Origin of the sequence: Mycobacterium sp., from assembly GCF_050701675.1 — a bacterium.
In the GTDB taxonomy this organism is placed as follows: domain Bacteria; phylum Actinomycetota; class Actinomycetes; order Mycobacteriales; family Mycobacteriaceae; genus Mycobacterium.
On sequence record NZ_JBOGDD010001104.1, the window covers coordinates 1 to 10,380 of the forward strand.

At 66.3% G+C, this 10,380-nt stretch carries 11 protein-coding genes and 2 pseudogenes; 8 read left to right on the forward strand and 5 right to left on the reverse strand.

Annotated features, from left to right (window positions below; all coding sequences use genetic code 11):
* Together ACRDUX_RS34110 and ACRDUX_RS34115 are read right to left on the reverse strand one after the other, a co-directional pair.
* Positions 1-355 (reverse strand): annotated as a pseudogene (locus ACRDUX_RS34110) (adenosine deaminase); the annotation flags it as partial.
* A 49-nt stretch (positions 356-404) separates the two neighbouring features.
* Positions 405-986, reverse strand: coding sequence for a TetR/AcrR family transcriptional regulator (locus ACRDUX_RS34115; protein ID WP_526420835.1), 582 nt, complete (start codon positions 984-986; stop codon positions 405-407).
* A 170-nt stretch (positions 987-1,156) separates the two neighbouring features.
* On the opposite strand from ACRDUX_RS34115, the gene ACRDUX_RS34120 reads away from it, so the two are divergent.
* Positions 1,157-2,131 (forward strand): pyridoxamine 5'-phosphate oxidase family protein, encoded by a 975-nt coding sequence (locus ACRDUX_RS34120; RefSeq protein WP_526420837.1) that lies wholly within the window; start codon positions 1,157-1,159, stop codon positions 2,129-2,131.
* Here the strand turns inward: ACRDUX_RS34120 and ACRDUX_RS34125 are convergent.
* The gene (locus ACRDUX_RS34125; protein WP_526420839.1) at positions 2,109-3,410 is read right to left on the reverse strand and encodes a thymidine phosphorylase; all 1,302 of its coding nucleotides are present in this window, start codon (positions 3,408-3,410) and stop codon (positions 2,109-2,111) included. The two genes, ACRDUX_RS34120 and ACRDUX_RS34125, sit on opposite strands and share 23 nt — an antisense overlap.
* Positions 3,407-3,811 carry a cytidine deaminase gene (locus ACRDUX_RS34130; protein ID WP_526420841.1) on the reverse strand — a complete coding sequence of 135 codons (405 nt, stop codon included), beginning with the start codon at positions 3,809-3,811 and terminating at the stop codon, positions 3,407-3,409. Before ACRDUX_RS34130 ends, ACRDUX_RS34125 begins: the two co-directional genes overlap by 4 nt.
* A gap of 230 nt (positions 3,812-4,041) precedes the next feature.
* Between ACRDUX_RS34130 and sdhC the strand changes: the two genes are divergently transcribed.
* The 6 genes and pseudogenes from sdhC to ACRDUX_RS34160 all read left to right on the forward strand — a co-directional run.
* Positions 4,042-4,470, forward strand: coding sequence for a succinate dehydrogenase, cytochrome b556 subunit (sdhC, locus tag ACRDUX_RS34135; RefSeq protein WP_526420843.1), 429 nt, complete (start codon positions 4,042-4,044; stop codon positions 4,468-4,470).
* Entirely contained in the window at positions 4,467-4,955 is a 489-nt protein-coding gene (locus tag ACRDUX_RS34140) for a succinate dehydrogenase hydrophobic membrane anchor subunit (protein WP_526420845.1), read from the forward strand. Before sdhC ends, ACRDUX_RS34140 begins: the two co-directional genes overlap by 4 nt.
* A gap of 46 nt (positions 4,956-5,001) precedes the next feature.
* A complete protein-coding gene (sdhA, locus tag ACRDUX_RS34145) occupies positions 5,002-6,756 on the forward strand; it encodes a succinate dehydrogenase flavoprotein subunit (protein ID WP_526420847.1) in 1,755 nt (584 codons plus the stop codon).
* Positions 6,756-7,535, forward strand: a complete 780-nt coding sequence (locus ACRDUX_RS34150; protein WP_526420849.1) for a succinate dehydrogenase/fumarate reductase iron-sulfur subunit — start codon at positions 6,756-6,758, stop codon at positions 7,533-7,535. The genes sdhA and ACRDUX_RS34150 overlap by 1 nt, the downstream gene beginning before the upstream one ends.
* A 101-nt stretch (positions 7,536-7,636) precedes the next feature.
* On the forward strand, positions 7,637-8,248 hold the full coding sequence (locus ACRDUX_RS34155; protein ID WP_477495877.1) for a helix-turn-helix domain-containing protein: 612 nt from the start codon (positions 7,637-7,639) through the stop codon (positions 8,246-8,248).
* Positions 8,173-8,856 (forward strand): annotated as a pseudogene (locus tag ACRDUX_RS34160) (carboxymuconolactone decarboxylase family protein); the annotation flags it as partial. The gene ACRDUX_RS34155 and the pseudogene ACRDUX_RS34160, both read left to right, overlap by 76 nt.
* A gap of 3 nt (positions 8,857-8,859) precedes the next feature.
* Here the strand turns inward: ACRDUX_RS34160 and sigJ are convergent.
* Positions 8,860-9,753, reverse strand: coding sequence for an RNA polymerase sigma factor SigJ (gene sigJ, locus ACRDUX_RS34165; protein ID WP_526420851.1), 894 nt, complete (start codon positions 9,751-9,753; stop codon positions 8,860-8,862).
* A gap of 203 nt (positions 9,754-9,956) precedes the next feature.
* On the opposite strand from sigJ, the gene ACRDUX_RS34170 reads away from it, so the two are divergent.
* The coding region (locus ACRDUX_RS34170; RefSeq protein WP_526420853.1) for an aldehyde dehydrogenase family protein at positions 9,957-10,380 on the forward strand (424 nt) is incomplete at its 3' end.

The following is a 10,380-nucleotide window of genomic DNA, read 5'->3' on the forward strand; positions in this document are numbered from 1 at the left end:
GCGATAGCCCGCCATCGATGTGCAGTTCGGGGGCGAACCGGACCTCGGCGTAGACCACCGAGTCGGCGGCCAGATCCTGGACACATTCGAAGGCCACCCGGTGCAGGGCCTCCGGCGTCTGCATGACGCCGACCGTGTGGGCGAACGGCTCCAGGTAACGGACCAACGATCCGCTGTGCGCGGCGGTGCGGAAGAACGTGGCCAACTCGTCGACGTCAGTGACGGGCAGCCCGTCGTAGCCGAACTCATCGGCCAGTTCCACCACCGTCGCCGGACGTAACCCGCCGTCGAGGTGGTCGTGCAATAGCGCCTTGGGCGCCCGCTGGATCATTTCGAGCGTCAACGGTGTCGTCATATACCCATCTTGCGCGCACGTGCCCGCGTTTGGCAGAGCAGCTCACCTACTATTCGGCCCGGACCAATGTCAGCAACGCATCGGTCAGTTTGTCAGCGAAGCGCGTGTTGACTGGCCCGCTCGCGGCGAGCAGGCGATACCACAGTGTGCCGAAGAAGATCTCGACGACGACGTCGACGTCGACCCCGGGAGCCAAGTCGCCCCGCTCGCGGGCCCGTACCAGAAGTTCGCGCATGACGGCGCGCCGTTGGGCCAGAAAGCCGCCCCGGAACGACTCGGCGAACGATGCGTCGCGCTGCGCCTCGGCCATCAACGCGGTCAGCAGTCTCGCGTTCCTGCCGCGAGCGCCAAGTACGCTGCGCCGCACGAATATCCGCAGGTCACTTTCCAGACCACCGGCTTCGACGAGGGGCGCGATGCGGGCTGCACCTTCGTTGAGCGCCTCGAGAAGAATCGCTGCCGGCGATGGCCACCACCGATACACCGTTTGCTTGCTGACACCGGCGCGCCGGGCAATGGCTTCCATGGTGGCCGTTCCATAACCGCTCTCGTCGACCAGCGCGGTCGCCGCGGCAAGGACCGCACGGCGGATGCGCTCGCTGCGCGGTCTCCCTGGTGCGCGTACCGACATGCCTCAACGTTACAAGACGCACTGCTCGATATTTCGGAAATAGGGTGCGTCGACACGTTGTGGCGGAATGACATTGACCGCATTACTGGACGGCGCGTATGTTTATGTTTATGGACGGTCTGTCTAGTATTGCTGCCGAGGGCGAGGCAGCCGGACGGGAGGAGGCGGATATGCCAACACTCAGCGACGACGTCGAACGCATCCTGGCCGGTGATCTGACGATCATGCTGGCGCAGGTGACGCCGATGCACGGCGTCGTCTTGACCCCGGTGAACAACTTCGGCTGGGACCCCGAGACCCGGTCGGTCACACTGACCAGCGATCTCGCCGCGTACCGGAAGCTGGAGCGGCTCGAACGAAACCCTCAGGTCGCACTGGTATTTCATGTCCGAGAACCTGGGCGCAGCGAGGGTGATCAGTACGTACTCCTGCACGGTAGAGCGTCGTTCTCCTGGTACCCGAACCGCGCTGAGCTCGAGCGATTACTCGACCTTGGCGAGAACGAACTTGGCCCCAATCGGCTCGGCGGCCGGTTCTGGGACTGGTGGCTCGCGCCGTTCTTCTGGAACCGGGTGACCATCCGGGTCACTGCGGAACGTCTCGTCATCTTCGATGACCCGGCGTGCCGCGGCGCAGCGACGATCATTGGCACTCCGTTGCCCGACGACCTCCCAGCACGACAGAAACCGCCGGGTAATGGAATCGAGCCGAGGGTTGGGCTACGGCGAACCGTCCGGCAGCTCACGCAGATGCCCCATCTGCTGCTCGGCTGGGCCGGCACCGACGGATATCCCGTCGTCGCACCGGTCCGGGTGGCCGGCGCAACCCCGGACGGAATCACCCTGTCCGTCCCTGGCGCGCTCCAACCCGGCGGGCAGCGCCGCGCCGGGCTTACCGCACATCAGTATTCGGACGGCACACTGGGTCAACGCCAAGCGGTCATGACGGGGTGGCTCGCCACAGCCGACGAGTCGGGCGAGCTCACCTACGCCCCACACACCAAACTCGGTTACCGCCTGCCTCCGTCGCGACTCCTGTTTCGGGTCCTGCTGGGCGCGATCTGCCGTATCGGAATCGCCAGGGCACGGCGCGCGGGTGTGCCATCGCTGGCCCGTCGGCCTGCTATCCCACCACGCGGTCGATGACCAGCGGACTCAGATCGGGCGCGGTGGCGTCCACGCTCCACCCGCCGTCGAGTTCGGCCATGGCTCCCTCGAAGCGCTCGGGGGTGTCGGTGTAGAGGGTGAACAGCGCCTCACCGGCGACGACGGGCTCCCCAGGCGTGCGGTGGATGCGCAGCCCGGCGCCGAACTGCACCTGCCCGCCGGGTGTCGAACGGCCCGCGCCGAGCCGCCACACCGCCAGTCCCACCGCCATCGCGTCGATGTCGCCCATCGTGCCGCCGCGTGATGCGGTGACGGTCTCGGCATGGGCACCGATCGGGAGCGGTTGCGACAGATCCCCACCCTGGGCGCCGACCAGCGCGCGGAATCGGTCCATCGCGGTGCCGTCGCGCAACGTCTGTGCCGGGTCGACGTCGTCGATCCCCACGGCGTCGAGCATCTCGCGCGCCAATGCCAGCGTCAGCTCCACCACGTCGTCGGGGCCGCCGCCGGCAAGCACGTCCATCGACTCGGCGACCTCGACGGCGTTGCCGATGGCCAGGCCAAGCGGCCGGTCCATGTCGGTCAGCAGCGCTCGGGTGTCCACGCCATGGGCGGTGCCGAGCTCGACCATCGTGCGGGCCAGCTCGCGTGCCTCGGCCTCGGTCTTGAGGAAGGCGCCACGGCCCACCTTGGTGTCCAGTACCAGGGCCCGCGCCCCCTCGGACAGCTTCTTGCTCATGATCGAGCTGGCGATCAACGGCAGCGAATCCACCGTCGCGGTGACGTCGCGCAACGCGTAGAGCTTGCGGTCGGCGGGCGCGAGGTCACCCGCCGCGAAGACGGCGGCACCGATGTCCTGAAGCTGTTGTCGTATCTGGGCTTTGGACAGCTCGGCGGAGAAGCCCGCGATGGACTCCAGCTTGTCGAGCGTGCCGCCGGTGTGTCCGAGCCCGCGTCCGGAGGCTTGCGGCACGGCTGCCCCACAGGCCATGACGACCGGCACCAGTGGGATGGTGATCTTGTCACCGACGCCTCCGGTGGAGTGCTTGTCCACCAACCGCAACGGCTTGCCTTCGCGGCGGAGGTCGCCGAAGTCGAAGCGCTCGCCGGACCCGATCATCGCCGCCGTCCAGCGGGAGATCTCACCGGGAGTCATGCCCCGCAGGAAGATCGCCATGAGAAGCGCCGACATCTGCTCGTCGGGGACCAGGCCACGGGTGTAGCCGTCGACCACCCAGTCGATCGCGCCATCCGACAGCACGCCACCGTCGCGCTTGGTCCGGATGACCGTCGGAGCATCGAACGTGAACTCGGTCACTGGCTTTCCCGGCGGTCGAGATCGTCTGGACCGAACGCGTCGGGCAGCAGGTCGCCGAGCGGCCGCGGGCCGGCGGGATGGTCGATCAGCATCTTCGGTCCCCCATGTTCCAGAAGCACTTGCCTGCAACGCCCGCACGGCATGAGCAAGGCTCCCGACCCGTCGACACACGTGAGCGCGACCAGCCTGCCACCGCCCCCGGAGTGCAAGGCGCAGACCACAGAACACTCCGCACAGAGACCTAGGCCATATGAGACATTCTCCACATTGCAGCCGACCAGAATTCGGTCATCGGCCGTCAGCGCAGCGGCGCCAACCGGGAACCGAGAGTAGGGGGCATATGCCCTCGCCGAGACCTCTACTGCCTTGGCGCGCAATGACTCCCAATCGGCATCAAGCATCGTGTCGAGTCCCTCGCAAGGTTTCTGAATGCATTCCGAAGCTCCCATTTCGCAACTCGAGTCCTTAGGTAGGCGACCCTAACTTCGGTGATGAGAGAGCCGCCGGCGGTTCCACGCTAGTTCTTTCGGGAGCACGATTGGGTTTAGAGTCGCCCCGGGGTCAGGACCAGCTAGCACAGGTTCCCGACCAACGTGAGCGAAGCGTCCACCGATGGCGTTGGAGGTCCGAGATGAGTACAGCTACAGCCGCGGATTCCGCGATACCCAGCCCGCGATCGTCGCCCAGGCGCCGACGCACGCTTTACCGCGGCGACCCTGGCATGTGGTCCTGGGTTCTTCACCGCATCACCGGCGCCACCATCTTCTTCTTCCTCTTCGTGCACGTGCTCGACACCGCACTCGTCCGGGTCAGCCCCGAGGCATACAACGAGATCATCGACACCTACAAGACCCCCATCATCGGCCTCATGGAGATGGGCCTGGTGGTGGCGGTGCTCTACCACGCACTCAACGGCATCAGGATCATCCTGATCGACTTCTGGGAGCAGGGCCCCAAGTACCAGCGGTTGATGCTGTGGATAGTGCTCGGAGTCTGGATCGCGGTGTTCATCGCCGCACTGGGAGTGATGGGCATGCACATGGCGGAGCGTTTCCTGTGACCGGGGCAGTCCGGGGAGAGAACCCCTACGACCACGTCAGCGAGCGAGGCGGGCCAGCGCCCGTCCTGCAGCGCAGCCACGACAGGCCCGCGGGGCTGGACAACCCCCGCTCACCCCGGCGCCGCAGCGGGATGCCGAACTTCGAGAAGTACGCGTGGCTGTTCATGCGCTTCTCCGGGATCGTGCTGGTCTTCCTGGCGCTCGGCCATCTCTTCATCGGCCTGATCTGGGACGGCGGCGTCTACCGGATCGACTTCAACTACGTCGCGCAGCGCTGGACCTCGCCGTTCTGGCAGACCTGGGACCTGCTCCTGCTCTGGCTCGCGCAGCTACACGGCGGCAACGGCATGCGCACGATCATCGCCGATTACACCCGCAAGGACTCGACGAAGTTTTGGCTGAATACGCTGCTTACGTTGTCGATCCTGTTCACGCTGGTCCTTGGCACCTACGTACTGCTGACGTTCGACGCAAACATTTCGTGACTGGGCGAGCGGAGCGACGGGGAATGAGAGAGCTGGAGTTGCACGCATGTTGATCGAACATCGCTACGACGTCGTCATCGTGGGCGCCGGTGGCGCCGGCATGCGGGCTGCCGTCGAGGCAGGACCGCGGGCGCGCACAGCCGTCCTGACCAAGCTCTACCCGACGCGCAGCCACACCGGCGCCGCTCAGGGCGGCATGTGTGCCGCACTGGCCAACGTCGAGGACGACAACTGGGAGTGGCACACCTTCGACACCGTCAAGGGCGGCGACTACCTCGCCGACCAGGATGCGGTCGAGATCATGTGCAAGGAAGCCATCGACGCGGTCTACGACCTCGAGAAGATGGGGATGCCGTTCAACCGCACCCCCGAGGGCCGCATCGACCAGCGCCGCTTCGGCGGGCACACCCGTGATCACGGCAAGGCGCCCGTCCGCCGCGCCTGTTACGCCGCCGACCGCACCGGCCACATGATCCTGCAGACGCTCTACCAAAACTGCGTCAAGCACGACGTCGAGTTCTTCAACGAGTTCTACGCGTTGGACCTCGTGATGTCGGAGACCCCCGGCGGCCCCGTGGCCACGGGCATCGTCGCCTACGAACTGGCGACCGGCGACATCCACGTCTTCCACGCCAAGGCGATCGTCTTCGCCACCGGCGGGTCGGGCCGGATGTACAAGACGACCTCCAATGCGCACACGTTGACGGGCGATGGGCTCGGCATCATCTTCCGCAAGGGACTTCCCCTGGAGGACATGGAGTTTCACCAGTTCCACCCGACCGGTCTGGCGGGGCTGGGCATCCTGATCTCCGAAGCCGTGCGTGGCGAGGGCGGACGACTGCTCAACGGCGAGGGCGAGCGCTTCATGGAGCGCTACGCACCTACGATCGTCGACTTGGCCCCCCGTGACATCGTCGCCCGGTCGATGGTGCTCGAGGTGCTCGAAGGCCGCGGCGCCGGGCCGAACAAGGACTACGTCTACATCGACGTCCGCCACCTCGGTGCCGACGTCCTGGAGGCCAAGCTCCCCGACATCACCGAGTTCGCCCGCACCTACCTGGGCGTGGATCCGGTCACCGAATTGGTGCCGGTGTACCCGACCTGCCACTACGTCATGGGCGGTATCCCGACCAACGTCAACGGCCAGGTGCTGCGCAACAACACCACCGTCGTCCCGGGTCTGTACGCCGCCGGCGAATGCGCATGCGTGTCGGTTCACGGCTCCAACCGGCTGGGCACCAACTCGCTGCTGGACATCAACGTGTTCGGTCGCCGCGCCGGCATCGCCGCCGCGGAGTACGCCAACAACCACGGCCACGTCGACATGCCGGAGAACCCCGCCGACATGGTGGTTGGCTGGGTCGGGGACATCCTGTCCGAGCACGGCAACGAGCGGGTCGCCGACATCCGGGTCGCCCTGCAGCAGTCGATGGACAACAACGCCGCCGTGTTCCGCACCGAGGAGACACTGAAGCAGGCGCTGACCGACATCCATGCACTCAAGGAGCGCTACGCGCGAATCACGGTGCAGGACAAGGGCAAGCGCTACAACAGCGACCTGCTGGAGGCCATCGAGCTCGGCTTCCTGCTCGAGCTGGCCGAGGTCACCGTGGTGGGCGCGCTCAACCGCAAGGAATCGCGCGGCGGCCACGCTCGCGAGGACTACCCCAACCGTGACGACACCAACTACATGCGGCACACCATGGCCTACAAAGAAGGCACCGACCTGCTGTCCGACATCCGGCTGGACTACAAGCCGGTGGTGCAGACCCGTTACGAGCCGATGGAACGGAAGTACTGATGACCGCCGTCATTGAACCCGAGACCACGGGTCCCGACCTGCCGCCCGTGCCCGAAGGCGCTGTGATGGTGACGCTGAAGATCGCCCGGTTCAACCCGGATGATCCCGACGGCACCGGTTTCCAGAGCTTCCGAGTCCCCTGCCTGCCGTCCGATCGACTGCTCAACCTGCTGCACTACGTCAAGTGGTACCTGGACGGCACGCTGACCTTCCGCCGGTCCTGCGCCCACGGCGTGTGCGGCTCGGACGCCATGCGCATCAACGGGGTCAACCGGTTGGCGTGCAAGGTGTTGATGCGGGATCTGCTACCCAAGAAGGCATCCAAGCCACTGACCATCACGATCGAGCCGATCCGTGGCCTGCCGGTCGAGAAGGATCTCGTCGTCGACATGGAGCCGTTCTTCGACGCGTTCCGTGCGGTGAAGCCGTTCCTGGTGACCACCGGCAATCAGCCGACGCGGGAACGCATCCAGAGCCAGACCGACCGCGCCCGCTACGACGACACCACCAAGTGCATCCTGTGCGCCTGCTGCACCACCAGTTGCCCGGTGTTCTGGAACGAAGGCTCGTACTTCGGCCCGGCGGCGATCGTCAACGCGCAGCGGTTCATCTTCGACAGCCGCGACGAGGCCGCCGCGGAGCGTCTCGACATCCTCAACGACGTCGACGGGGTGTGGCGCTGCCGTACCACCTTCAACTGCACCGACGCCTGCCCCCGCGGCATCCAGGTGACTCAGGCGATCCAAGAGGTCAAGCGCGCCTTGATGTTCGCGCGGTAGTTCTTCTCTCTGCAGCCCAACGTGAGCTTGTGCGCGAAAACCCGATCGGGTCTCGCTCACAAGCTCACGTTCGTTTGGCCGCAGTCTGGCTAAACTCCCTCATGCCACACAGTCGATCCGCCCAGGACAGGCGGGCCGCCGACGTCGACTCCAAGATGCACCGGCTCGGACCCAAACTGCGCGCGGTCCGCACCGAGCGCGGCCTCACCCTGGACGCCGTCGCCAAAGAAGCGGGGCTGACCAAGGGCTTCCTCAGCCTCGTCGAACGCGACCAGACCACGGTGTCGGTCCCGAACCTGTTGCGGATCTGCGACATCCTCGGCGTGTCGGTGGGTTCGCTGTTCGACTTCCCCGACTCGACGATGGTCCGCAGCGGACAGGGCGCCCCGATGCAGATGGGCGGCAGCGGTATTCGCGAATACCTGCTCACCCCCGCGACCGAGAAGCACGTCCAGGTGATGCGGACCATCCTGGCTCCCGGCGGCGGTTCCGGCGGTACCTACACCCTCGATGCCGACACGACCGTCGCCGTCGTGATCCGGGGCAGTCTGCGCCTGGTGATCGATGATCTCGAGCTGGTACTGGGTGCCGGCGACTGCTACACCTTTTCGCCGCAGTCCGCCCACTCCTGGGAGAACGCAGACCCCACCGAGTGCGAAGTGATCTGGTCCATCGCTCCGCCGCTGGCCACCACCTCCTCGGCTCGCACGTAGGGCTGTCACACTTCGGTGGGCCGTCTCGTCTGACTGATATGACGACGAGAATCGCTCCGCTGCCCCCGAAACAAGCCGGCCTGTTCACCCGGTTTATGTACCGCTACGCCAAGCGGCAGTTCGGCGAGGTGCCCGAACCCTTCACCGTGGCCGCCCATCACCCGCGCCTGCTGGTGGCCAATGCGATGCACGAGATGCTGCTGCAGAGCGGGTCCAAGAAGCTGCCGCCCAGCGTCCGTGAGCTGGCGGTGTTCTGGACCGCGCGCACCGTCGGCTGCTCGTGGTGTGTGGACTTCGGTTCCATGCTCATGCGACTGGACAACTTGGACGTGGACCGCCTCAAGGCCATCGACGACTACGCGGCCTCGCCGGCGTTCAACGACGACGAGCGGGCCGCCATCGCCTACGCCGACGCCATGACCACCGATCCGCATACCGTCACCGACGAGCAGGTGGCCGACCTGCGCGCCCGGTTCGGCGATGCGGGCGTGATCGAGCTGACCTATCAGATCGGCGTGGAGAACATGCGGGCTCGCATGTATTCGGCGCTGGGCATCACCGAGCAGGGCTTCAATTCGGGCGACGCGTGCCGGGTGCCGTGGGCGTGAGCGTCAGGCGTGCAACGGCGACGCCGTGAACTTGTCCGGATTGGCGATATCCCATACCGCGCAGACCAATCCATCGCGCACCGTCATCACCGTGACGCGTGGCAGCAGCTCGGGATATCCGTCGGCCGCGGGCAGCCCGGGCGTGTAGCTGCCGAGGTCACCGTTGATCAGCGCCAGCTGCGTCGCCGAAAGCCAGTTCGGCCCATAGCGTTTGGCCAAGCCGAAGAGGAACCGCGCGACTTTGTCCGGCCCCACGATGACCCGCGCCGCGGTGGGAGCGCGCCGATTCGAGTCGCCGGTGAAGGTGACGTCGGGATGCAGCAGCGCTACCACGGCCGCCATGTCGCCGGAGGCCATGGCCGCCATCAGGTTGCCGACCGTCTCGTCGTGCGACGAGTCCGGCGCCGGCGCGGACGCCACCGCACGGCGGGCACGCGACGCCAACTGCCGGGCCGCCGCGGGCTCGACACCCAGGACGTCGGCGATCTCACCGAACGGGACCGCGAACCCGTCGTGCAGCACGAAGGCGACCCGTTGATCCGGAGTCAGTTGCTCCAGGACGACCATCGCGGCGAACCGGGCGTCGTCGGCCGCCACCACCGCGGACAACGGATCGGCGGCGCCGAACCCGGTGACCACCGGCTCGGGCAACCATTCCCCGACATAGGTCTCACGCCGGTGCGCGGCCGAACGCAGGCGGTCCAGCCCCAGCCTGCTCACCACCGTGGTCAGCCAGGCCCGCAGATCGGCGATGTCGGTACCGGCGTTGTGCCAGCGCAGCCACGAGTCCTGGACGATGTCCTCGGCGTCGGCATAGGTACCGGTCAGCCGGTAGGCGACGGCCAGCAGGTGCGGTCGCAACGCCTCGAATTCGTCGGCCCGCTGCGCGGTGGTCACGGATGTCGACTGTAGTCGGCGGCCCGCTGCGCCTCAGCCGAGACGGAAACTCATTTCGTTGTTGACAAGCACCTCAACCACTGAAACCGTATTCTTCGGTCCTGAAATTTGAGCAATCGGTGCGGACAACCAAGTGACAAAGGGAAACCAGCCCTTCCCGACTTCGGGCAGTATGGAGTTCCCGACAAAAGGAGTGAGTGAAGATGAGCACGACGCAGTACGCGGTCGTCGATCCCTCGACCGGCAAGTTGGTGAAGGAATACCCCACCGCCACCGACGCCCAGATCGAGGCGGCCGTGGCGTCGGCCGCGAAGGCACACCGCGAGTGGTCGCGCGCCAGCACCGTCGCCGAACGGGCCGCGCTGATCCGGCGGGTGGCCGAGCTGCACGAGGAGCGCAAGGACGAACTGGCGCGCATCATCCAGCGCGAGATGGGCAAGCCGATGGACCAGTCGGTGGGCGAGGTCGAGTTCAGCGCCGCGATCTATCAGTACTACGCGGACAACGCCGAGAAGTTCCTCGCCGACGAGCCCATCACCCTGTTGGAGGGCGACGGCTCGGCACTCATCCGGCGCAGCTCGGTGGGCGTGCTGCTCGGCATCATGCCGTGGAACTACCCCTACTACC